Annotated in this window: 19 protein-coding genes; 2 read left to right on the top strand and 17 right to left on the bottom strand. The window is 41.7% G+C overall.

Going from position 1 to position 23,541, the window contains the following annotated elements; all coding sequences use genetic code 11:
- Positions 1-117: 117 nt before the first annotated feature.
- From tnpA to ACFP56_RS15765, 5 genes are all read right to left on the bottom strand, one after another.
- Complete coding sequence (gene tnpA, locus ACFP56_RS15745) at positions 118-588, bottom strand: IS200/IS605 family transposase (RefSeq protein WP_379236240.1); 471 nt, start codon at positions 586-588, stop codon at positions 118-120.
- Positions 589-804: 216 nt separating this feature from the next.
- Complete coding sequence (locus ACFP56_RS15750; RefSeq protein ID WP_379236242.1) at positions 805-4,788, bottom strand: carbohydrate binding domain-containing protein; 3,984 nt, start codon at positions 4,786-4,788, stop codon at positions 805-807.
- A gap of 125 nt (positions 4,789-4,913) precedes the next feature.
- A complete protein-coding gene (locus ACFP56_RS15755; protein ID WP_379236244.1) occupies positions 4,914-6,650 on the bottom strand; it encodes an extracellular solute-binding protein in 1,737 nt (578 codons plus the stop codon).
- 122 nt (positions 6,651-6,772) lie between these two features.
- The gene (locus tag ACFP56_RS15760) at positions 6,773-7,651 is read right to left on the bottom strand and encodes a carbohydrate ABC transporter permease (RefSeq protein WP_379236246.1); all 879 of its coding nucleotides are present in this window, start codon (positions 7,649-7,651) and stop codon (positions 6,773-6,775) included.
- 17 nt (positions 7,652-7,668) lie between these two features.
- Entirely contained in the window at positions 7,669-8,523 is an 855-nt protein-coding gene (locus ACFP56_RS15765) for an ABC transporter permease (protein ID WP_379236774.1), read from the bottom strand.
- A 260-nt stretch (positions 8,524-8,783) separates the two neighbouring features.
- Between ACFP56_RS15765 and ACFP56_RS15770 the strand changes: the two genes are divergently transcribed.
- Together ACFP56_RS15770 and ACFP56_RS15775 are read left to right on the top strand one after the other, a co-directional pair.
- Positions 8,784-10,523: a sensor histidine kinase gene (locus ACFP56_RS15770; RefSeq protein WP_379236248.1), complete on the top strand. Its 1,740-nt coding sequence runs from the start codon at positions 8,784-8,786 to the stop codon at positions 10,521-10,523.
- A 76-nt stretch (positions 10,524-10,599) separates the two neighbouring features.
- Positions 10,600-12,213: a response regulator transcription factor gene (locus ACFP56_RS15775; RefSeq protein WP_379236250.1), complete on the top strand. Its 1,614-nt coding sequence runs from the start codon at positions 10,600-10,602 to the stop codon at positions 12,211-12,213.
- A 111-nt stretch (positions 12,214-12,324) separates the two neighbouring features.
- Here ACFP56_RS15775 and ACFP56_RS15780 read toward each other — a convergent pair whose 3' ends face one another.
- The 12 genes from ACFP56_RS15780 to ACFP56_RS15835 all read right to left on the bottom strand — a co-directional run bounded on the left by ACFP56_RS15780 (position 12,325) and on the right by ACFP56_RS15835 (position 23,463).
- The gene (locus ACFP56_RS15780) at positions 12,325-12,615 is read right to left on the bottom strand and encodes a hypothetical protein (protein ID WP_379236252.1); all 291 of its coding nucleotides are present in this window, start codon (positions 12,613-12,615) and stop codon (positions 12,325-12,327) included.
- On the bottom strand, positions 12,609-13,277 hold the full coding sequence (locus tag ACFP56_RS15785; RefSeq protein ID WP_379236254.1) for a hypothetical protein: 669 nt from the start codon (positions 13,275-13,277) through the stop codon (positions 12,609-12,611). Before ACFP56_RS15785 ends, ACFP56_RS15780 begins: the two co-directional genes overlap by 7 nt.
- A gap of 139 nt (positions 13,278-13,416) precedes the next feature.
- Entirely contained in the window at positions 13,417-13,821 is a 405-nt protein-coding gene (locus ACFP56_RS15790; RefSeq protein WP_379236256.1) for a MarR family winged helix-turn-helix transcriptional regulator, read from the bottom strand.
- Positions 13,822-13,989: 168 nt separating this feature from the next.
- On the bottom strand, positions 13,990-15,255 hold the full coding sequence (locus ACFP56_RS15795; RefSeq protein ID WP_379236258.1) for a TraB/GumN family protein: 1,266 nt from the start codon (positions 15,253-15,255) through the stop codon (positions 13,990-13,992).
- A gap of 58 nt (positions 15,256-15,313) precedes the next feature.
- Entirely contained in the window at positions 15,314-16,597 is a 1,284-nt protein-coding gene (locus tag ACFP56_RS15800) for a hypothetical protein (protein WP_379236260.1), read from the bottom strand.
- 10 nt (positions 16,598-16,607) lie between these two features.
- The gene (locus tag ACFP56_RS15805) at positions 16,608-18,266 is read right to left on the bottom strand and encodes an HlyD family efflux transporter periplasmic adaptor subunit (RefSeq protein ID WP_379236262.1); all 1,659 of its coding nucleotides are present in this window, start codon (positions 18,264-18,266) and stop codon (positions 16,608-16,610) included.
- 95 nt (positions 18,267-18,361) lie between these two features.
- Complete coding sequence (locus ACFP56_RS15810) at positions 18,362-20,482, bottom strand: peptidase domain-containing ABC transporter (protein WP_379236264.1); 2,121 nt, start codon at positions 20,480-20,482, stop codon at positions 18,362-18,364.
- 47 nt (positions 20,483-20,529) lie between these two features.
- Positions 20,530-20,904: a hypothetical protein gene (locus tag ACFP56_RS15815; protein WP_379236266.1), complete on the bottom strand. Its 375-nt coding sequence runs from the start codon at positions 20,902-20,904 to the stop codon at positions 20,530-20,532.
- A gap of 63 nt (positions 20,905-20,967) precedes the next feature.
- Complete coding sequence (locus tag ACFP56_RS15820) at positions 20,968-21,246, bottom strand: hypothetical protein (RefSeq protein ID WP_379236268.1); 279 nt, start codon at positions 21,244-21,246, stop codon at positions 20,968-20,970.
- A gap of 27 nt (positions 21,247-21,273) precedes the next feature.
- A complete protein-coding gene (locus tag ACFP56_RS15825; protein ID WP_379236270.1) occupies positions 21,274-21,540 on the bottom strand; it encodes a hypothetical protein in 267 nt (88 codons plus the stop codon).
- Positions 21,541-21,653: 113 nt separating this feature from the next.
- Complete coding sequence (locus ACFP56_RS15830; RefSeq protein ID WP_379236272.1) at positions 21,654-22,136, bottom strand: hypothetical protein; 483 nt, start codon at positions 22,134-22,136, stop codon at positions 21,654-21,656.
- A 502-nt stretch (positions 22,137-22,638) separates the two neighbouring features.
- A complete protein-coding gene (locus ACFP56_RS15835) occupies positions 22,639-23,463 on the bottom strand; it encodes a LuxR C-terminal-related transcriptional regulator (RefSeq protein WP_379236274.1) in 825 nt (274 codons plus the stop codon).
- Positions 23,464-23,541 lie beyond the last annotated feature (78 nt).

Below are 23,541 nucleotides of genomic sequence, written 5' to 3' on the forward strand. Positions count from 1 at the left end.
CTTAGCCGGTGGCTTCCATCGGCCCTATAAGGGCATGGTACTAGCCAGCGCCTATAAGGCGCACTGAAAGTCTGCCAACCGCGAGCGGCCCCGGGCTTGCCCCTTAAAGGGACTTCTTTATTTGCCCTTTCCTACCGACTCACCCGTAAACGGGTCGAACAGTTCTTTCATTGTGAGTTGTTCGTACTGCTTATCTTCTGTTAGCTGATTACGAATGTATTCGGCGATCACTTTCTTGTTGCGTCCCACCGTATCCACATAGTAACCTCTACACCAAAACTGGCGATTCCCATAACGATACTTGAGATTCGCAAATTTATCGAAGATCATCAGCGAACTTTTCCCTTTCAGGTAACCCATGAACTCAGATACGCTCAATTTTGGCGGAATGCTTACCAACATGTGAATATGATCTACCCAGGCCTCCGCTTCCAAAATTTCCACACCTTTTCGTTCACACAACTCGCGAATGATTTTTCCTATTTCTCGTTTCAATTTTCCATAAATCACTTGTCTTCTATACTTTGGTGCAAATACAATATGATATTTGCAGTTCCACTTTGTATGTGCTAAACTGCTCTTATCCATTCCCTTTTCCTCCTTGATTATGTTGATGCGGTTGGCAGACCAGCTATCATTTTATCATGAAGGTCAAGGGATTTTTACTCATAGCTATAAGCTTTCCTGAACCCCCAGTCGAACTGGGGGTTTTCTTATACAAAAAAGATGACTCCTGATCAGATCAGAAGCCATCTCCTTGCATCGTTGTTCCTTTTTATACTACCTATAGTTAATGAAATCTTCTTAACCGTTATGCAATTCATGCTGCTCTCTTGCCAGCTCACCTGCAGCCTCTCTAGCACCTTTTCGCTCAAACAGTACGTTGTCGATTTCTACAATATGAGCCACATCGCTTCCAATTTCACCCGCAACTTCGTCCTGATGACCAAACAAGAACTTCAGCTGCACAAGCTCATCGCGCTCCATTGTAAATTCATAGCTGTATCGCTGTGCGTCCTTAGTCAGTTTCACGGGTTGATTCAATGAACGCATGTATGTGCTGTTCTCCACGATTGCATCAATGGTTCGTTCCTCACTTGCACGAGCGACGAAGGAAACGACATACGTCTCGCCTTTTTTCAACGACACAGCAGCTTCTTGGAACAAAACAATATCCCATGGTTTTGCTCCGCTATGCTCGATAGAAGCACGCAATGCGCCATCCTCTACTTTAATATTTGCACGGGACGGTCCGTCATAGACCCCTTGCACATGCTGTGCCCAACCATCTAATCCATGATCGAAGTAGCCATTTACTGCAAAGAATGCCTTGCTTCTCGCATCCTTCACTTCTACACGCACATTATCAATCCATACATCGTGCTCTGGAAGCTCCGCAGCATCCTTCAGCTTGCCTAGCAGCAGCTTAAAGTCTAATAGGGCATCCTGAGTCATCGGAAGCTCAAAGCTGTATGTTTTCCAATCCTCGGTTAGCGCAAGTCGCTCCTCCAGGTGACGAGCATAGTTGGACGTTTCCAATATCAACTCTACTTCTCTTTCATGCGAGGCTTTTGCATCAAGCGATATGATATAAGTTTGATTGTTCTTCAAGTCCAGACCGGCTTGTGCTAGCATTACATCCCAAGGTTCATTTCCTGTACTGGACACCTTGAAGCGCAGCACATCATCCTCTACAGAATAGCCAGATTGCAGATCCCAGCCGTCATAGCGTCCTTGTACATGCTCATTCCAATTTTCTGTTTCGTTTGAAAAATCGCCATTTTTTAGCGGAAACTGATGCTCTAGAGGCAGCTCACCAATAAAGTTATCCGTTGTACGAAGCAATACAATATCATCCAGATAGACATCAACGGCTTCTCCGCCCAGCCAGAATGCTAGCTTTCCGTAGCTAACTGCACCTTCACCCTCAATGCTAAAGGTGACGCTGTAGCGCTCGTTCTCCTCAGCCAAGCTTACACTTTGAGGCTCGCTGTTTATAGTTCCGTCCTCTTTTAACAAGGCTACCTGAATCGTCCTTGGCTGATCTGCTCGAGCATTGAAGCTCAACTCGTAGTCGTTGCCGCCAACTGCTTGAACCCCTTGCTGTTGGAAAACAACATCACTCGCTGCTTCGCCGCCCTTCACAATGTTGACATGCAGCTCACGCTTCACTACATCTACTGAGAAGGCTGCTTCGGTCTCTTCTGCAAGTTCAGAGCTCCAGTACGTCAAGCGATCCATACGGCCCAGATCAAAGCTTCCATTATAAATGTGGTTGCCATTTGCAAGCGGCTCCTTATCAGCAAACTCCTGGAACGGATCTAGCGCTTCAATCTCCTCAAGCTTCACATTTCCAATCCAGACCGGACTTGCATGGACTCCCATATTAAACTCCAAACGTGCTAATTTATCCGTGTCAGCGCTCATTTGGAATACACGTTCAAATCGCTGCAGCGAATTCGTTAGCTGAATATCGTAATTGTCAGAATACACTGACCAGCCGCGACTTTCACCGCCGCCAAGTTTCACTGCCATGGAACGATTAGCATCAGAACGAGCATCAAAGCTTAACTTATACCATCGACCTTTGCCAAGGGTGACATGCTGAATCAATTGAACGGCATGTGTCTCATAGCCAGGCTGCTGAATCGACGTTTTGGCTAACTTAGTACCGTCCAGCTCTTCGATGTCTAGCTTAGCTGCTCCGCCAAACTGATCGAGATAGACAAAGTTCCAATTCATTTCGTCTAGTGATTGATCGCCTTTCGTTACAGTCGTCACTTCCTGTTCATACTGAGGATCGTAGACATAGCTGCCATTTACCGCTTCTTTATATGGTGCTTCAATCGGCTCCACTTCGATAGATGGCTCAGTCGCCTCACGATAAGGACGTCCTGCTAACTCATAGACGCGAACATAATCAACGAGCATTTCAGCTGGCAAATCTGATTCCTGCGGCAATCTGCCACCATCGTAGTTACCACCAACAGCCAGATTCAGAATCATGTAGAACGGCTGATCGAATGGTGCAGGGAAAGCGTATTTTGCCGGCTGTCCATCCCCCCAGCTGTCCCAATTGTTCAATTTTTGATAGAGCTGACCATTCACATACCACCGAAGCTCGCCTGGTTCCCACTCTAGTCCATAAACGTTGAAATCAGTAATATCCCGACCCTCAGGGAAATGATATGTTTCTGCTGTGAATTTATTGTTCGGCCAATTTCTTCCGTAATGGATTGCTCCACCGATTTCATTCAGCAAGCGGCCTTTTGCTTCCATAATATCGATCTCACCTGAAGCAGCCCATGTCCCATAAACGCTATCAACAGGCATCATCCAGAACGCCGGCCACAGCCCCTGACCTGCAGGCAGCTTCATTCTCGCCTCGAATTTCCCATACGTTTGTGAGAAGGTTGGCTCTGTAAATATGCGTCCAGATGTATACGGTTTGTCTTCAAATTGCTCATGTTGAGCCGTGATCTTCAACAAGCCGTCCTCAACTTTAATATTTTCGGCACGATAATATTGCTGCTCATCATTACCCCAGCCATCCAAGCCGTACTGTGAGCCAGTACCAAGCTGGTAGCCCCATTTATCCAGATCAACTCCATTATCATCGAGATTTTCACCTGAACGATCAAACTCATCGCTCCACACAAGCTTCCATTCATCCACTGGCGGTCTTGTTGGCTGTGGAGTCGGTGTATAACCCCCATCAGAGCCTGAATCTGTACCGCTACCCGGTTGACCTGGCAGTTCAACACCTGCTGCATTCAACAGCTGCTCAATCTTGCCGTCTGCCTTCAATTGACTACCTTTCGACCCTTCAAGGAATGACAGCAGTTTAATTATAGAGCTCTGATCCAGCTCGATGATCGCATCGCGCTCAACATATAATGAACCAATATTCGATTCATTTGTTATGACGATACGCACCTTGCCTTCCAGTCTGTTCACGACAATGGTATTAGCCGTTGAATTGTCAATATAAATGCTGTCCACACCGCCACCATTAATATGTAGCGTTCCATCAATATGGACATCCTTAAGATGAAGGTCTCCATCGCCAACACCAGGAGCAACATACACACTACCCGTTACATTGACGCCTTCAAGTTTAACATCTGGAGATTGTACGACCAGATTGCCTTCTATCGTACGGTTGCTGACCGTTCCTTTATCCTGAATCAACTCTCCCGTCAAGCCATCAAGCAATGCGATCGCCTCCGCTCTTGTCATCGTGTTCATCGGTCTAATTGTTCCATCACTATACCCCTTCAGCACTCCTGCATGTACGAGCTGCTGCACCGGTTGCTGGGCATAGCTGCTCACTTGGCCCGCATCTTTAAATGCTGCCAGCGATGCTTGTTCTTTCAATTTATAGGCGGCAGCCAGCATAGTCGCTGCATCCTGACGCTTTACGAGTTCATTTGGCCTAAAGCTTCCGTCCGGGTAACCATTAATAATGCCCGCCGCTGCCGCTGCTGCCACATCCTTGCTATACCATCCCCCCGCTTCTACATCTGTAAATGACTTTTGCTCTACTGTGGATTGAGGTACTGCATATTGAAAGACGGAACGCAGCATACGTGCAAATTGTGCTCGCGTTATCCCTTCGTCAGGCCGCAAGCTACCATCTGGATAACCGTTTATCAGACCTTTGTCTTGCCATTTCTTCATTCGCTCAATACCCCAATGTGTATCCTCAGATGCTTCTGCGCCAAAAGCCAAATTCGGGACAAGCATCGATATCACGAGCAGCCATATGGCGATTGTTCTTCGTTTCATGATTGTCGTCTCCTTTCAAATCGCTGCAAAAATTGATAGCGCTAACAAGACAGAAAAAAAACGACTTGCCGCTAGAAAGTGTTCATCATTCTCTAGAAGCAAGTCGCTAAAGTTGTATCTAATGTTTATTTTGCATTTTCATACCATTCGTTTACTTCTTGCGTAATTTGCTCACCGCCTGATTTCAGCCAGTTGTCTACCATCGTGTCAAAGCTGTCAAGCGGCTGTTGACCGTAAATAATTTTGCTGTAGGTTTCATTAACAAGCTTGTTAAGCAGCTCGTTTTTATCCTGCATCGTTTCTGTAAGTGGTCCCATATAGTAGTTCTTCATACGAATATCTTTTTGCTCGACAACAATTTTCATCGCTTCAATATTTTCTTTCGTACGGCTTGCAAATTCCGTTTTTTCGTATGGAGTCACTGGCTCTTCACCATTAGCAAGCTTCAAGTGTGTATCACCATATAGGCTAGGAATGCGAGCTCCCTCATACGTTAGCGTGTAGTACAAGGCTGGAGCAATTTGACCCTTCAGTCCAGGGAACAGCTCAGGATAAGAGGCTGCATCCGTTGTAATGGAACCGTCTGGAAGAATCGCGTAATCGTAGCCTTCTGCAAATCCATTTTCAAATTCGCTTCCTGGCTGTGGATTCGCAAGATTATCGAAGAACCAGTTATAGTAATGAAGAATCGCTTCTGGATTTTCGCTATCCTTATTAATGAAAATATAACCGTTTACTGGAGGGTTACCGCCTGCTGATCCGATTTTGCCATCTGGGCCAGCTGGAATTGGGTAAGCCTTATAGGATGCACCCGGTACGTTAGCTAGCAAATCCGGGAATGGCCATGCTGGAAGCCAGTTACGTCCGAAGATGATACCCGCTTCACCGCTTGTAAACAATTCAGATCCTGCATTCTCATCATACAACGCAGAGTCCTGTGAAATATAACCTTTATCCATCCATTCCTTAAGCTTAGCTAGTGCTGTTTTCGCATTTGGATTAATTGAACCGTTCTCAAGCTTGCCGTCTTCAGTCAAATTCCATTGACCTGGCATTGTGCCGTAAGCACCAAACACGAAACCGATATCCGTCATCCATGTGCTAAAGCCATTTTTGAATCCAGTTGCAAGACCAAGCGTATCCTTTTTATTGTTGCCATCAGGGTCCTGATTCACAAAAGCGTCCATTACCGCTTCAAGCTCTTCAATTGTAGTAGGCGCTTGAAGATTCAACTTATCCAACCAGTCTTGGCGGATCCACATAACATGGTCATCATTATACGCGTAATCAAGAATTGGCAGCGCCATTTTCTCACCATCACGTGTGATTGGAAGCCAGATCGCAGGGTCTAGCGCAAGGCCTTCCTTATACGTTTCGTTCGCGTATTGCTCAACTAGATCGCCAACTGGCATAAATTGTCCAGAGTCAATCAGCATATTAACCGTTTCCAAATCGCCGCGGTACGTTACCACGTCAGGCATTTTTTCGCCCGAAGAAAGCATGAGGCGAAGCTTTGTTTTATAAGCATCGTTCGTATTCGTTACAACCCAGTTATATTTAATATCAATGCCAAGTCGCTCTTTGATAAGGCGAGTATGAACGTTGTCTTCAATGCTCTCGCCTTCCTTGAACACCGAACCGTTCTCATTGATTCCCCATATCGTTGTTAATGTAATAGGCTCCTGGTATTTACCATCAACAAAATTAGATGTGCCTTCCTCATTTGAACTATTTTCTTTTGGTGTATTGCCCGAGTTGCCTTGATTGTTTCCTGGCGTGTTGCCACCGTTATTATTTCCTGCACAAGCAGCAAGCACTGCCGTTAATGAAATAATAAGCAGTAATGATAACCATCTCTTCATCTTCATTCCCCCTAATTCGTAAATATTTTTTGACTATATAGCATTATTTGCTATATTTTCATATTACTTCTTCATCCATTTTGTTAAAGACCACATTTTTTAGGTTCATGCCATTTTCTTTGTTACTCCTTAACTGCCCCTAGTATAATCCCCTTTACAAAATATCGCTGCAGGAATGGATAGACGAGCAATATGGGCAACGTGCCAATAAAAATTTGTGCAGATTTCACGGTACGCTGAGAGATGTTTTTCAGCTCATTGACGTCAGGATTAATTTTGTTGAAGTCCTGCTGAACAATAACCGTCTGCAAAAAGGTAGACAGCGGATATTTTCGATAGTCTGATATATACAATAATCCGTCAAACCAGGAGTTCCAGTGCATCACCATCGTAAATAGTGAAATCGTTGCAATCGCTGGCATCGAGACAGGCAAATATATACTTACCAATGTTCGGAAATGACCTGCTCCATCGATTAGCGATGCATCCTCCAGCTCCTTTGGCACAGCTCTGAAGAAGTTCATAAGCAGCACCATGTTGAAAACGTTAATCGCCACTGGCAAAACGAGTGCCCACATCGTATTCATCAAATTAAGCTCACGAATCAACATGTAGCTTGGAACGATCCCGCCGCTAAATAGCATCGTGAACAGAAAGTACCACATATAGATGGGACGACTTTTGAAATTACCGCCATCCTTCGATAGGGCATAGCCTGCAAGTGTCATGATTAGCATCCCAATCACAGTGCCTAGCACAGTACGCTCTAAACCAACTCGCAGTGCATTGTGAAAATTGGGATTGTTTAATGTTTTCTCATAGGCATCAAAATTAAAACCTATTGGCCATAAGCCTACAAGATTAGAGTTGGCTGGTGCACTTGCGCTGAAGCTAACCGCTAAAATATGAATGAGCGGCAGTATACAGGACAAGCATATAATCGTGAGTAGTGTATAGTTGAAAATCGAAAACGCCTTGTAACTTGTTGATTTATAGTACATGCTCTCTCATCCTTTTCCTAAAAGATTCGGTACCCGGCAAATTTATAAGCCAAGCGATAGGCAATCACAATGAGCACTAAACCAATTGCCGATTTAAAGAGTCCCACTGCTGTACCGAAGCTGTACTGACCGTTCAAAATCGCGGTACGATAAACAAATGTATCGATAATATCGCCTTTATCGTAGACGAGTGTATTGTATAAGTTGAAAATTTGGTCAAATCCGCCGTTAAGAATATTGCCTAGCGATAGCGTTCCAACTACAACCGCGATAGGAATCATCGCTGGAATTGTAATATGCAGCGTCTGCTTCCAACGATTCGCTCCATCGACCTCAGCTGCTTCATAGAGAGCTGGATTGACTCCCGCTAACGATGCCAAGAACACAATGGTATTGAACCCAAAGTTTTGCCAGATATCGCTTACAATTACAGTGAAGCGGAACCAGTTTCCGTTGGATAGCCAAGGGACTGATTCGAAGCCAAGCGCGTTCAATGTGCTGTTGACGATCCCTTTACTGCTGAGCATATCCGTTAAAATAGCGCCTAAAATAACCCACGAAATAAAATGCGGCAAATATACTAGCGTCTGAACGGTACGCTTAAACGCGATCTTGCGGATTTCATTAAGCAAGATCGCAAAAACAAATGGGACGATTAAGCCAAATATAATTTTCATACCTGAAATGACAAGCGTATTCCAGATAACTTCCTTACTATCTGGATATTGAAACATAAATTGAAAATGCTTCCACCCGACGAATTTTGAACCGAAAATGCCGTCATACGGTTTGAAATCTTGAAATGCCATGACGAGACCGCCCATTGGCAAATAAGCAAAAATAAACGTTATTATTGCTGCTGGCAGCAGCATAAGATGCAGTGGCCATGTGCGGCTTAGCTTTTCCTTATCCTTATTGTGCGTTTGGATCGTTGCTTGCTGCTCATGTTTCTGCGGTGCACGCATCACATCATCCACTGTATTGCCCCCTTCCAATTTTTGCGATATAATTTGTCTCTCCCGTACTAACATTCTAACAGCATGATTTTTCAACCTACAGACCACGATTTTTGGAACGATGCCAATTTTTTTGTCTCCTATTTCACATTACTTTGGAGAGTGGGGTTCTATCTATGCGGTTGCGTGAAAATACGTTCGCCAAAATTATTACCCTCATAGTGCTGTTATTAATTCCAATTATTTTGCTGTATACATTAAGTATGCAAACAAGCATGAAGGTGATTGAAGAAGAGGTTCATACGCTGCAGCAGAAGGATATTACGTTTTTGGCTGACGAATTCAACAAAAGCGTAACGACGCTGACTTCTCTTGGTTTTCTGCTAAGTGAGGATATTCATATTCAGAAGCTGCAAACTTTGCACTTGATAGAAAGCGCTTACGAACGCAACGATGAGCGGCTGCGCATTATGGAGCGACTGCGACTGCTCAATGTGTCCCAGCGCTGGGATACGCAGTACAGCATTCTTGCTCCAGCCAATCAGGAATTCGTATCCACCAACACATATTTGTCGTATGACCTGGAAGCTGTTAAAGAATTGCTGGCACCAGTTTGGACCTATCAAGAAATGGTCACACAAAACATCAAGCAGCAGCGCTTTGTTCGGCATATTGTAAAGCCTAAAAGCAAGCTGATCGATCTTGATCGTGCGGGTATTATTGTCGAAATATCTTTTCCAGAGGAGTATATTATTAAAGATCTCGATACCTTTAAGGAAACAGGAAAAGGCGACCCGTTTCTCTATCATCTACAAGGAGAAACGATTCGCAATAAAACGTCCAATCAGGAGATGATCGCAAATATTCATCAGCTCGTTGGCGATGGCGTGCTCGCACCTGGTAGCAGAAACATGCCAGTGAGCATTGCAGGGAAAAAGTACCTGGTGACATTCGCCCATATTTCTACGCTTGATTGGTATCTAGTAGACTATGTGCCGATTGAGGCCATGCTTCAACCTATTATTAAAACGCAGATGTTGTTTTATGTGTCCGTACTGCTCCTGCTTATTATGAGTGTGCTGGCTGGCTACCTGTTATATCGCAATGTACAGCGTCCTATTAGTCTATTAATTCGCAATGTGAAGCGCCTGCAAGAGGGTAATTATTCTACTCGTATAACGGTTAATCCGAAAAATGAATTTTCTTATCTATTTGCTAGATTTAACGATATGGCTGCCGAGACTGAACGGCTTATTGAAAAGGTCTATGTAGAGGAGCTGCGCCGCCGCGAAGCGAATGTCAAGCAGCTGCAATCGCAAATCAACCCTCATTTTCTGTACAATTGCTTTGCCTTGATTCGCAGTCTTGCAAGGCTCGATAAAAAAGAATCGGTCATGATGATGTCAATGCATCTGGCGAAATACTATCGTTATACGACAAGAGTAGAAAAGCTGACCGCTACGCTGAAGGAAGAACTGCAGCTGCTCGAAAGCTACTTGGAAATTCAACGCTTCCACATTCAGCATATGAATTATGTTATCGATGTACCTGCGCATATGCAGCAGCTTGAGCTGCCTCGTCTACTGCTCCAACCTATCGTTGAAAATGCCGTCATCCATGGTATTGAACAGTACGATGGCGATGGCCTAATCATGATTACAGGGCAAAGCAATCATGACTGGCACAGTATTACGGTAGCGGACAATGGCGTTGGCATGAGTGAAAAGGAGCTGCAAAAGCTGGAGAACGAACTATTGCATGTACCGGATGATCTTACAGGCTGTGCGTTATGGAATATTAAGCAGCGAATGCTGCTGCAATTCGGTCCAACTGCCTCGTTAAGCTTTGCAATTCGCAAGGAGGGCGGGATGGCTGTTACGCTGTCTTGGCGACAGCGAGACGAACAAAATCAATAGTTGAAAGTTTTAATTTTCTAGCGTTTGAATAGCTTTTTTTGCGATGAAATAATAGGCCCAAAAGGAGATGCTACGTATGTATCAACTGCTTATTGTAGACGATCAGCCTGATCTTGTCGAAGATCTTGCTACAAATATTGCTTGGAACAGTATCGGAATCAGCAATGTCTATCAAGCCTACTCTGCATCAGAGGCGCTGGATGTAATGAATATGACGCAAATTGATATTTTGATTACCGATATTCGAATGCCAGGAACATCGGGCCTTGATCTGATCGAATCGATCCGCAAATCATGGAATCACGTGAAGTGTATTCTGTTGTCGGGCTACAACGATTTTGAATATGCTCAACGTGCGCTGCATGTGCAAGCAAGTGATTATTTGCTGAAGCCTGTAGAGGATAGCGAGCTATTGTCTGCTGTAAAAAAAGCTATAACCGAGCTTGAGCAGCATTGGCGGGAAATTAGCTCGCACCAAAATGCACTTGAATCCATCAAGGCGAATTTGCCGATATTACGCTCACATTTGCTAAAGGAGCTGCTGCAAAAGCCTCTCCCGCAAGAGCAGCTGCAAAAGCAACTAACCATGGTCGAACTAACAATAGAATGGGATACGCCCTGCTATATGATGCTGCTGCGTATGGAGGATTATTTTTACGAGCAAAGCGATGCAGATAGCTCTTTGCTCGAATATGCCATATGCAATATGGCTGAGGAGCTGTTTTCGGATTGCGCTAAGCTATGGGTTGTGAAGGATAACTACGGCTACTACGTATTTCTCATTTTGCCTGCCAAATCAGCTGCAAACGGCATGCTCCAACCAGATGCGATTGAGCAGAAAGCTGCTCAGCTGCAGCATTACGTCAAGCTGTACTTGAAGGGAACTATCTCGCTTGTATTAGGCCAGCAGCTATCCTTCCCCAACTATGTGACAGACTGCTACGAACAGCTGCTTGGCAGCATTCGTCAACGCATAGGCAGCGAGCGAGATTTCCTGCTCACATTAAGGAAATCTCAACCGATGAGCCAGCTAGAATCGGATTCCCTTACTCAGCTGTATACACCGCCACAGCTGAACCATTTGCTTGAGGTCGGCCAGTGGGAAGCTATCGAAAGTAAGCTCCTCATGATCTATGAGGAGCTGGAAGAAAAACGCGGAGATTCTTATGAGCATATTCTTGAAGCGTATTATGCGATTGTAAGCGCGCTTAGCTATGCCATTCATAAAAATAAGCTCAGCATGACGGAATGTTTAGGCTCCGATTTCAACCAGATGCTTGCTGGACCATCCTTTCATACGATCGTACAGCTTCGCACATGGGTAAGTGATGCACTGAAAGCATATCGTCAAGCCATCACGTCGCGTACACAAGTATCAAGAACGGGTATTGTACAGAAGGTGCAGGAATATGCAGCTCAGCATCTTGCCGATGCATCGCTACAGTCGATTGCCGATCATGTATTTCTGAATGCATCTTATTTATCGAAGGTATACAAGCTGGAAACTGGTGAAGGGATAAGCGAGTACGTATCGCGGCTCCGTCTTGAAACAGCTGCCCATATGCTGCGAACGACATCAGAAAAAATCTATGAGATATCAAGCAAGGTTGGCTACTCAAAAACGAGCTATTTTATCAAGGTATTCAAGGAACGCTACGGCGTTACACCGCAGGAGTTTCGCGATCAATAATTTTTTTCTTTACTCATTAACAAAGGCATGTGAGCTCTGGGTTCTAGAGCGACACGCCTTTGTTTTATTTTATGAATAGCTTTAAGCTTACAACAAGGGAAGACCTGTTCACTATTTTATAATAAATGCAGCCTTAACCGTTTGATAGCTGATCTGGAGCAGCCTCCAGCTTTGTCTTGCCAAATAGAAAAAAAGTGCTCCGAACAAAAGACCTACAGGTATGCTTAATAGACGTGGTACCTCAAGCAGTGCAATATTCATCGCAATATGTACGCCCAGCGTTCTTAAAACGCTCGCGATAACAACGAACACTGCACTGCCTGCCAGAGCCACCATTAATATGCTTAGTGTAGGAAATGCAAACATTGCCAGCAGTCCACCAAGTAATTTTCTAATTAACATAGCTCCGACCTCCAAATCTGTGGGTGCTGGGAAAGATGGATCACTTCAGCCACCTTAGCTCCTGGTGCGACGGATAAATACTCGGAATAGATGACCTTGTGTATCGCACAATTAGGTCCGATCTCGACATATCCGCCCACGATAAGCGATGATTGAATATGGTCAACCTTAACCTCATAGCCCTTTAGAACATGATACGTTCCTCTTCTGCTTCTAGGCCAAAGCCAATGTAGGATTGATAATCGATCGGCCTGAATCACCACACTTTTTTCAGCTGTGATGCGATTTACACTAGCTGTGCCTTGCTGGCGAATCGTAACATTGACTGCTTCCAAGCTGCCTTTAATCTGAAGGCTGCCTTTGATATCAATTAGGTTTGCTCCGCTCACATGCTCAGCAGCTATGGAGCCTGCAACCTGTATGATTTCCACCTGCAGGGTGTGAAATTTGCCATGTCCTTGACAATAGATATGCTTTACAGAGGTGTTTCCCTTAATACTGCAAGAGCCAATGATCCTTAGCTGCTGCGAGGATAACCCTTCCAAAAATCTACCATTACCATGAATTCGGATGTTGTCTGCGATTACGGCACCATCAAACACTTGGTGACCGTTTACAGTAATATCCTTCATTCCTTTGCCTGCGACTGTTGATTTTACCATTACAATATCAACCTCATTTATTTTAATAGTTATATATTTTAATAATTAAAATATATAACTATACTTTAAAGTTTATGTGTGCTGATTGTCAATTTCTTTCCAACAAAAAAGGCTGATCCGTGAGAGGCAGATCAGCCTTTTATATAATCGTTGACATTAAGTTGCGAATTTGCTTGAAAATCCGTAGCATCTCTAGCAGCCTCTCTGCAGGCAAAGACTCGAATATGAGGTCAATAATCTTTTCCCCTTCCTCTGTCAGTGCTACTTGGACCACTCTTCGATCCTGATGCTCACGAATTCGTTTTACAAGCTGCTGTTGCTCGAGCTTGTCGCACATCGAGGTTGCTGCACCAGCAGTAATCGAAAAGCGTTCTGATATTTCAGTAATTCTCATGCTCCCGTTCAGCTTCAGATCCATTAGCAGCATGACATGATTTGACGATAGCTGCGCATGCTCCGTTAAACGTTCCATAAACTGCTTTGACTGCTGCTGAACTGCACGCATTTCATTGATAACGTCTCGCACATCCATCTGCTGTTCCATCTTCAGTCTCCTTTTCCAAGCACGATCAATTGACTAAACTATATAGAACATTGCCCGCTTTTGTCAATTCGATGCCATCGCTCTTACAGTAAATTCATTATAAAAAGAGGGCATTGCCACGAGCATCCTTTAAGACGCTTGCTGGCAGTACCCTCTTTGCCTTATCCATTAGATTCTCGTTACAGTATAGCCTTTTTCCTTCAGCGAGGTAACTAAGCCATCCTCGCCAAGCATATGAAGATAACCTGTTATGATAAAGTAAGAATCCTTATTGTCATTATTCAAATAACCTTCAATTTTCTCGATCATGCCAGCATGGCGAGCTTTAAGAAGCTTCTCGTATAGCTCCGGGCTTTCTTGAATAGATGCAATTAACTGCTCCAGCCCAGCATCATCTCCTTGAATCCACAAATCAGTCAAGACTTGAATAGAGGGTTCTGTCGATCCTGCCGTTTCCGTCCCACCATAAATACCATCCAATACTTCATTCACCTGTTGCTCTTGAAGTTCCTTGGAGTAACTATCGAAAATTTTGACTTGAGAAATGTAGGATTCTAGTTCCAAAATTGGCTTGTTCTGCTCCTGTGCTCTATTCAAATAATACCTATCTATGCCAAGACCACCCTGATAGCCCGAAGTCGCTGCTACATAGTTGCTCATATCCAAGTATACTGCCCAAGGCTTAAAGGCATCATATGCATTAATTTCCAATCCAAGATCAGTCAGGAAAGTTTGAACGCGTTTATATGTTTCTGCCGATACATGATCCTTAAGCGTTGATCCATCCGAATACGTTTGAAGCGTTGCGATTTCCTGCGCTGTTTGCTTGTCAGGTACTTGTGCAACATTCACTTCAACGACAAGATGATCAGCGTTATCGAACGCAGCCTCTACTTCATCACGAAGCGGATACATACTTGCATCTCCAAGATGGACAGAACCTAGCAAATGAACTTCAACACCGTCCTTCTCCACTTTCCAGATGTAGCCCTTGCTAGCTTCCTTCGTTAGCAATACCGCGCGAGTCTGACCATCCCAATCGACATCATAGCCGATTGCTTCACCTATAAATCTTATTGGTACATATACAGTGTCATTTTCAATCTTTGGAGCAACGGTCATCGTGCGCTCTATACCATTTACATACCCAACAACATTGCCAACCTGGACAGCAATGGAAAACCCATACTTTTCAGCGATAATGGCGCTGTTTTCTTCATCCCATGCGACTGCATAGCCAAGTGCTTCCAAGACAGTGCTTGCCGGTACAAAGGTTGTCCCTTTTTCAACAAACGGCTGATTGTCAACAAACTGTACTTGTTTTCCGTTTAGCCAAACTGTTGCTGCACTGCTCGTTGTCGTTTCTGCCTGAACGCTTGTAGCCAATACAAATACCATTACAAGTGCAATGAATAACGACGTCAACTTCTTCATTCTTTTTCTCCTCTTTCATTGTGAATTTATTTATGTTCAATTATTAAAACATAAATCACTATTGTATAAAGCCCAATATTGCTGCTCTCTTTTTTTCTTGCCATATAAAATACTCTAGCTTTTCTTTTTCAAGAGTAAAATTTAAGCGAGCAAGGTCATGACCCACAGCTTCATGATCCCTAGCAGATACATGCCCTGTAAAATAGAGTTTCTTATAATCTTCAAGTCTAATCGTTTGTTCGGCTTTTTGACTTTCTAACTCTTTGATTCGCATTGTAATTATGTTTTCTTCATTATTGATCAACAATATCTTTTGATCTAACCATTGCTCTATAATTTCTTTACGTTCAACCTCTACTACGAGCAACGTATTCAGATAGTCTATCAACAACCAATCCCCACGAGCGGCTTCGAGTCTTGTTTTAACGTGAGATATCGTTTCCTCTGCTTTAATATGATCAATTTGCTTGTTAACTTCGATTGCAGCAGTATGATATGTCGGTTGCATATTTTTAACATCAGGCAAAATAATCGATTCATCCTTTTTTATTCCTAAGCTTTGTTTAAACAGCTCTTGTTTTTCATTTACTTGCATGTTAAGACGATTGACATTTTGCTCATGTTGAGCGAGCGATTGTTTAGCTTGATCGATTTCATTTCTTGTTGCCAAGCCAAGCTCATATAACCTTTCAACATCTTTTATTTTAGTTCTAGCTAACGTGACTTCATATTGAGCGGCATGAATATCAATTTGAAGTTTCATAATTTCGTAGTAGCTTTGAACGGCAGAGAGTTGTGCCGCTAATTCCAACTTCTCTTTTTCCAATTTAGACATCTTCACGTTGTGATTCCCGTTGTCAACTTCTTGATCCAATGTATCAAGTTGATTACTCCATTGCTGAATTCCAGCAGTATACTGGTAATTTGCTTGAGCTTCTATCATGTTATTCATGGAGGCATTGATCATGGCCTGAATCATCAATAAACCGTCTATTTCTTGTCTTTCCTCATCTGTCATGTTGTCGTATTCAGGTACAAGAAGTTTTAATTCCTCTATTGTAGTTGGGAGCTTATTTATAACTGGCTTATTAAAAGAACCTAATTCTTCGCGTTGTCCCTCAACATAACGCAACTGTGCTGAATCAAGCTGAACCTGCAAATGTTGTTCTTGTACTGCCAAGTAGTTTTGGGATGAGAGCTCTAAAATTTTCTCACGAGTTAATGAAATCTGTTTCTTTTTATCTGAAGCAAAAGCCTTATATGGCGAAAACAAGGATGTAAGCAGTAATACAAAGCAAAAAAACATAAAAGCTCTTCGCGTTCTAAAAGTTGATATAGACATCTGCCCCCTCCTAATCTCTCAAATTAATCTTCTCCAATAAATAATGAATGATTTTTTTAGAATCAGTAATAACATAGGCTTCTGCTGTCATACCTACTCTTATTTCTCCACTCTCTCCTTTACGATTTACAAGCGGTTTATTAGCAATTGACGCTTCCACAGTATAGTAACTTCTCCCATCTTGTTGGATAATAGAGTCGGAACTAATTGAATTAACTGTACCGATCAACGAACCAAAGCTTTGCTTTGGAAAGGCATGAAAATTCATATCTACCTGTTGACCTACATCAATTTGACCTATTTCATGATTTGGCACAACGATACTCATCTTATACATCGATTCATTGACCGGAATGACGGAGAGTAAAGATTCACCTGGTTGCACAATATCCCCTACATTCATATCTTTTATCATATGGACCATACCAGAAATCGGAGCATAAATACTTTGCTTATCGATGGAAATTTGCAATTGATTAATTTGATCAAGAAGCATCTTAGAAGACTTTTCTTTTTCTTCGATAGCAGCTTCGATTTGAACAATACGATCCAATCTAAACTTGTCCAAATCAATTTTAGATTTTAGTTGTATGCTATCACTTTGTTTCTGCAAATTACGATACTGATCACTAAGTTTTTCCTCCTCCAGTTGAAACGATTGTTGCTCCATCGCAGTTGAGGACTCCTCGCCTTCCAGCTGAGCTGCCAGTTGACGAATTTCTTTTAATTGGTTCTCATAATCGGTGATCTGAGCTTGCACCCCTAATATAGCCTCTTGTTGAAACTGCGTAAGCTGCAACTTGGCCAACTCGATTTGTGCTTGTTCTTCATCAAGTTGTGATTTAGGAACAAATCGTTCACCTAAAGCAACTGATTGTGCCAATTTTTTCTCACTTTCACTTACATCCGTTTTGAGCTTATTCAGAGAGAGTATATATTGATTAAATCTCTCTATTCTTAGTGGATCATGTACTGAAAACTGGTCACTTTCCGCTTCCATCGATTGCTTGAGCATTTTTTCAGCATGAAGTTCTTTTTCTAATTGCTCAATCTGCCTGTTGTAGTCCGCTTTTGTTCGTTCATTTTTTTGATTAGAGGCTTTTTGATTCAGCACTATTCCTTCTCTAGTAAGTAGCGACTCATTTTTCGCTTGATCCAATTGATTCACACTTGCGTTATAGTCTAATTCCTTTTGGCTGTATTCTAATAGGTACTGTTCAACTAAACTATAATAAATTGTTTCTTCTTCTAATTTTTGAACGAATAAATTGTGATGCCCATATACGCTATCTCGATATCGCTTCAGATACTCATTTTCTCGTTCAAGCTTAGCCAGCTCAGTTTGTTTACTGGACAAATCGAGTTGTAAGCTTTCATGTTCCAATTTAATCAGAAGGTCACCTTCTTCTACCCACTGCCCTTCCTGTACATGTAGCGATTCAACTGTTCCAGATACTAAAGTCTGAATATTACTGACCTTATCATTTGGGCGCACAATACCTGAAGCCTTGGCTACTTCATCGATCTCACCAATAAATGACCAGATTAACCCAACACCAATTAACAGCAATAAAATTGCAATAAAAGTTGTAATTGCTGGATGTGTTCGAGCTTCAAGAATTTCTCGACTATCCGTCATTTCTGACATTTCTCTAATAACAGCTCTCATTACACTCCACCTACCCCTACTGGAATATTCATGGTGTCAGCATAAGCATTCTCAAGTCCAGGCAGTTGATCCTTCCACAACTCATAGTATTTCCCTCAAGCTGCAAGAAGTTGCTCATGAGTACCTTGCTCCAATATTTGGCCTTGCTCCATTACATAAATGCGATCACAGCGCATAATCGTACTAAGGCGGTGTGCAATAATAATCGTCGTAATATCCTCAAAATTATTAATTGTCTCTGAAACTGCTTTTTCTGTAATGGAATCCAAATTACTAGTTGCCTCGTCCATTATCAAAATATCGGGATTTTTAAGAATAGCCCGGGCGATGGCCAGTCGCTGTTTTTGCCCACCAGAAATGTTCGTAGCATTCTCCTCTAGTAACGTTTGGTAACGAAGCGGAAAATTATTTATAAATTCATGAGCTTGTGCCATTTTGCAAGCTTCAATAATACGTTCGAGCTCGATAGAATCATCCACGCCAAGCCTAAGATTTTCTTCTATCGTTCCACTAAAAAAGAACGTGTCCTGCGGAATATAGGCAATTCTCTCTCTTAATGAATCCAAATGAATATCGCGAATATTGTAATCACGAATTAGAATTTCACCTTTTTCATGTTGATAAAATTGCATAAGCAGCTTAATTAGTGTTGTTTTACCAGATCCGCTTTCACCTACAAATGCAATTTTCTCCCCTTGGCCAATCGTCATACTGATTCCTTTCAAGGTCAATGCTCTCGTACCGTATCGGAAATCAACGTTTTGTAGGAGGATATCACCTTTTAAACTGGATGGCTGCAGTTTTTTATCTTCCTGCTCACTCTTTTCCGTCTCCAAATCTAATATTTCACCCAATCTGTCTGCAGCAACGACTGCAGTCTGCACAGTTGGTTGTAAATTAATGAGGTTTTGAATAGGGTCTAGAAAATAAGCAAGCAGAGCATTGTATGTAATAAGCTGGCCCATAGACATATTGCCCTTCATCACTTGCACGGCACCAACCCATAAAATAACAACTCCGCCTACAGACTGTACAAGCCCTTTCAGGGAAGCCTGCACGTTGTTGAATATACCGAATTTAAATACTGACTTTAGAAAGCTTACAAACTTCCGTTCTGTTTCAAAGTTTGCTTTTCCCTCTGCATGATAAGCCTTGACCGTTTCAATGCCATCAATGGACTCCACAATATAGGAGGTTAACTGCGCATTTTTTTCCATTTGCTCACGATTAAGGCGATCAAATGGCCTATGAAACCCCCATACCAATGCGATATATATTGGAACAAGGAGTATGGTGACACCAAATAGCATCGCGCTTTGGGAATAGAGAATGGCTCCTCCGGCAATCACCATTAAAATATCAATCATAATTGTTAGGGTTGCGCTAGATATTGCATCTCTAACCTTGGAAGCATCCATTAAACGAGAAATAATTTCACCCGTTTTTCGAGCTCCAAAAAAACTCATGGGAAGTTTTAATACATGGTGATAGTAGCCTAGGATGAGGGAGATATCTAGCTTTTGGCTTAGAAAGATGAGCAGATGCGAACGAAACGCATTAAGCAGAACTTTGAAAAGATAGAGCACAATAATTCCAATTGAAAGAATATGAAGCGTCTTCTCCAATCCGTACGGCAATATCTCATCAAGTAGAAATTGAAAATAAAATGCACCTAGAATACCTAGAATCGTAAATAACAACGAAGCCAAAAATATACCGAACAGCATTCGTTTCTGTGGCAGCAACAGGCCAAAAAAACGTGCAAATAGCCCCTTCGTCTCATTTCCTTTACGGAATTGAGGAGTGGGCACCATAAGAATAAGCACGCCTGTCCAAATTTGAAAAAAATCGTCGGGCGTATATTTAACAAGTCCTTTAGCAGGATCGGCTACAAGGACTTCTTTTTTCGATATTTTATGAATCACAACATAATGAAGCAGCGTACCATCTATGATGACATGAGCAATGGCAGGCAGAGGAAATTCGCTGAAAAAGGCTGCCTGATCACCTTTGACGCCTTTTGCTGTAAAGCCGAGTTTCTCTGCAGCCTTCACCAAACCGTATGCATTCGTGCCTTGCTTATCTGTACCTGCTATTTCTCTTATTTTAGATATTGGATATTTCAGCCCGTGCTGTCGAGAGATGGTTGCAAGACAGGCTGCTCCACAATCTTTATAGTCATGTTGTTTGATGCAGTGATATTTACGGAATATCATTCTAATTCCTCATTTACAAATGTCTTAGGTTAGAAGCGCTAACTTTTCTAGCTTTTTCTACGCAATGTATCAATTGCTGCAACTATAATTCCTAAGCCTACTCCAAACATTAGATTTGTAACGAAATCAAAAACTCCAATGAAAGCTGTCACAGCTAGAATCATACCCGTTGCCAATACTAAGTATATTGCCATTCCAGCCTTTCTGTTATTTCCCATACCTTTACTCCCTTGTGTAAGCTGTTTTCTTATAAATAAAGCTTCGAACATCCCGAAAATTAGGCCTGTGCCAATTGCAAATTGTAAGGCTTTAACTAAACCTGTATACTTATAGACTGAAAGTGTTATTAATACCATGCCAACTGTAATTAATAAAGTTTGTTGTTTATTACGTCTAATTATTTCAGTGAATATTCCCTCCATCTATTTCTTCCTTTCACAAATCAAGAGTAGCAATGCTACCCTTGATTTGATCTAAATTAATAATTACCATACAGCCTTTACTGCTACGTTTGAAACTGCCCCTGTAACAGCTCCGCTAACCACATAAGCTCCAGCAAATGCAGCTGCTCCTGGTAAAATGCCTGCTGGACCTGCAGCGGCAAAACCAATAACTGCTCCGGTAAGTGCTCCACGTACTAGCCCTCCTGCTGCCCCAGCAACAGCACCAACAACTGCATCAGCTAACCAGCCACCTCCGTCAACAGTATAAAGTTCATCATGAGATAACTCATTAAAGCTTGTTGAATTTAGTGCAATGTTCATATATTACCCTCCACTCATTTTGATAGATTAACTATAATAAGCACCCTTAATCGCCCCTGCTACAGCTCCTCCAACAGCCCCAATTACACCAGCTACAACATATCCAGATACTGTACCTACTACAGGGAAGGTCACTGTTCCAATCATGCCTCCTGTTGGAGCAAATGTAGCCGCACCGATTACAGCCCCTACAGCTACTGATTTCCAGAATCCTCCTCCATCAACATAGCACAATTCCTGTTCAGTCAAGGCAGTAAATGCTCCATTATTCAACAGAAGTGTCTGATTCGTCATTCCTGAAACCCCTTTACTAGAATATTATATTAATACAACAATTTAATAGATAATTTATCTCTTTCCAGCTCCGGATCTGAAAATAATAAATTGTTGTTTTAATATCCAATTAATTAAAACGAATTTGGATTAATAGAAAGATATATATCAATAATAGGTTCTTCGCCAAATTGTAATCTGTCGTCATTTATATTTACATTGTATATTGTAGATATTTGTTGAAGTCCATTATCTTTCATGAATTCTACAATGTGATTATAGACATCCTGCAATTCATGGGGGTTACCAATATGTCTAACATATAGGGCATTAACTAACTTAAGCTCTGGCTTATAAACATACGGCTCCTCTAGATTAACTTCTCTATCTATAGCAACGAGATATTCAATGTCTAGAACTTGCTCTTGTCCTACAATCTCCATTCCATGTGTAGTGGAAAGCATAGGACCTAATTTTGTTAAACCCAAATCCTTTAACTTATCGATAAACATAAGAACTTGTTCATTCATTTCTGACAGTTGCATTTTTTTTCTGAAAGAGGCAACTTTTTTATAGCTTAAACTTTTCCCAGTTTCAATTGTTATCACATTCTCCATAAGTTATCATCCCATCATTTATTGATCTAAGAAATTAACTTTGAATTAGAATTAACATCTAGCTACTATAAGTTGAAACTTCAATTACCTTAACTTCATAGTTATTAAAATATCATAAGAAAAAAAAGTACAATATATCCCAAAATGGATACTACAAGAATAGAATCAGATTAGTAATCTTACGTAAAAGCACTTGCTAGTTTTTGATTCTCGAGTTAATACGACATGAATTTAGTCTCCCTAAATCACGCCTAACCGGATTTTTATAAAACTTCGGAGGCATATTTAAAAAGTCATCTAGCAGGATCGGCTACAAGGATTTCTTTTTTCAGAACTTTATAAATACAACATAATACCAATGCAGCAGACAAAGAAAAATCACAAAAATTTTTAACAGATTCAACAGTAAGCAAGCATTACAGCCCTTCTTTATTCCAGCATATATATAGTTTTAATTATTATCTAATATACTCTGAACTGGATTATTATAACTAATAGCAATTTAACTAATAAACTTTCTCATAAACTGCCCTTTATCACAGACCTCTGTCTTCCTATAAATCTTCTTAATTACATTTCTAACCGTTCCTTCAGTAATCCCTAACTCGCTTGCAATTCTCAGTGCGCTGCAATTATTAAGCCACATACATGCGATTTCTTTTTCTCTTGGCGAAAGTCTATAGGCATGAAATTGTTCAAAAATCCTTTGTTGCTGATCGGGCTTATCCAGTTCACTTTCAATGCTTTTAAGAGTCGAGGTAAATAATGCCGCCGTTAGTAGATGGTCATCCCCAACTGCAAATGACATATCCAAATACCCGACAATTTCACCATGTTGTCGGATAGGGCTACAAAAACAATTCCACTTCTTAAAAAGTTGGAAATCATGCTCCGCTCCACTTAAATAAACCCAATCTTCTACTTCCGTTGAAAGAGTAATTGCATTTAAACCAGCATTTTCAATTGTAAATACAGAACCTTTGCCTAAATTATAGTTTTGATCCAGCGATGTAACCAATTCCTGCTTTCCTAATACCGCTAGAACAATTCCATCTAGCGTAGTAATGATGAACAGTACGGATTTCAACATATCCGAAACCGTTTCTTCACAATGCTTTGAAGCGATTTTTATAAGACATTCATTGCCTTTATAATAGTGTTGGTATTGACTCTTAGTTATTCGTTCTTTCATACAAGATTGCTTATAATAAGCTTGTGAAGCTTGTCTTTGTTTATCCCAACCCTGTAACAGCTTGTTATCTAACGAGTCCAATGTCTTCCACGGTTGCATAACCTTCTCTTTTTCTAGTTCAAAGACTAAAGCCATCCCTAACCTTAACCCCTTTCTAAATAAATTATGTCCCAATCACTACTAATATAGAGATCGCCAATCATACTATAACAA

The organism is Paenibacillus septentrionalis (assembly GCF_042659865.1).
Taxonomy (GTDB): Bacteria; Bacillota; Bacilli; order Paenibacillales; family Paenibacillaceae; genus Pristimantibacillus; species Pristimantibacillus septentrionalis.

What these genes read in the sequence shown, in the direction of transcription:
- ACFP56_RS15780 (WP_379236252.1), bottom strand. Translation starts at nt 12,615, where the DNA reads ATGTTAATTAGAAAATTACTTGGTGGACTGCTGGCAATGTTTGCATTT.
- ACFP56_RS15815 (WP_379236266.1), bottom strand. Translation starts at nt 20,904, where the DNA reads ATGGAGGGAATATTCACTGAAATAATTAGACGTAATAAACAACAAACT.
- ACFP56_RS15770 (WP_379236248.1), top strand. Translation starts at nt 8,784, where the DNA reads ATGCGGTTGCGTGAAAATACGTTCGCCAAAATTATTACCCTCATAGTG.
- ACFP56_RS15790 (WP_379236256.1), bottom strand. Translation starts at nt 13,821, where the DNA reads ATGGAACAGCAGATGGATGTGCGAGACGTTATCAATGAAATGCGTGCA.
- ACFP56_RS15775 (WP_379236250.1), top strand. Translation starts at nt 10,600, where the DNA reads ATGTATCAACTGCTTATTGTAGACGATCAGCCTGATCTTGTCGAAGAT.
- ACFP56_RS15830 (WP_379236272.1), bottom strand. Translation starts at nt 22,136, where the DNA reads ATGGAGAATGTGATAACAATTGAAACTGGGAAAAGTTTAAGCTATAAA.
- ACFP56_RS15800 (WP_379236260.1), bottom strand. Translation starts at nt 16,597, where the DNA reads ATGTCTATATCAACTTTTAGAACGCGAAGAGCTTTTATGTTTTTTTGC.
- ACFP56_RS15820 (WP_379236268.1), bottom strand. Translation starts at nt 21,246, where the DNA reads ATGAACATTGCACTAAATTCAACAAGCTTTAATGAGTTATCTCATGAT.
- ACFP56_RS15765 (WP_379236774.1), bottom strand. Translation starts at nt 8,523, where the DNA reads ATGCTGCTGCCAGCAGCAATAATAACGTTTATTTTTGCTTATTTGCCA.
- ACFP56_RS15825 (WP_379236270.1), bottom strand. Translation starts at nt 21,540, where the DNA reads ATGACGAATCAGACACTTCTGTTGAATAATGGAGCATTTACTGCCTTG.
- ACFP56_RS15835 (WP_379236274.1), bottom strand. Translation starts at nt 23,463, where the DNA reads ATGGCTTTAGTCTTTGAACTAGAAAAAGAGAAGGTTATGCAACCGTGG.
- ACFP56_RS15760 (WP_379236246.1), bottom strand. Translation starts at nt 7,651, where the DNA reads ATGTACTATAAATCAACAAGTTACAAGGCGTTTTCGATTTTCAACTAT.
- tnpA (WP_379236240.1), bottom strand. Translation starts at nt 588, where the DNA reads ATGGATAAGAGCAGTTTAGCACATACAAAGTGGAACTGCAAATATCAT.
- ACFP56_RS15755 (WP_379236244.1), bottom strand. Translation starts at nt 6,650, where the DNA reads ATGAAGAGATGGTTATCATTACTGCTTATTATTTCATTAACGGCAGTG.
- ACFP56_RS15805 (WP_379236262.1), bottom strand. Translation starts at nt 18,266, where the DNA reads ATGAGAGCTGTTATTAGAGAAATGTCAGAAATGACGGATAGTCGAGAA.
- ACFP56_RS15750 (WP_379236242.1), bottom strand. Translation starts at nt 4,788, where the DNA reads ATGAAACGAAGAACAATCGCCATATGGCTGCTCGTGATATCGATGCTT.
- ACFP56_RS15785 (WP_379236254.1), bottom strand. Translation starts at nt 13,277, where the DNA reads ATGGTAAAATCAACAGTCGCAGGCAAAGGAATGAAGGATATTACTGTA.
- ACFP56_RS15810 (WP_379236264.1), bottom strand. Translation starts at nt 20,482, where the DNA reads ATGATATTCCGTAAATATCACTGCATCAAACAACATGACTATAAAGAT.
- ACFP56_RS15795 (WP_379236258.1), bottom strand. Translation starts at nt 15,255, where the DNA reads ATGAAGAAGTTGACGTCGTTATTCATTGCACTTGTAATGGTATTTGTA.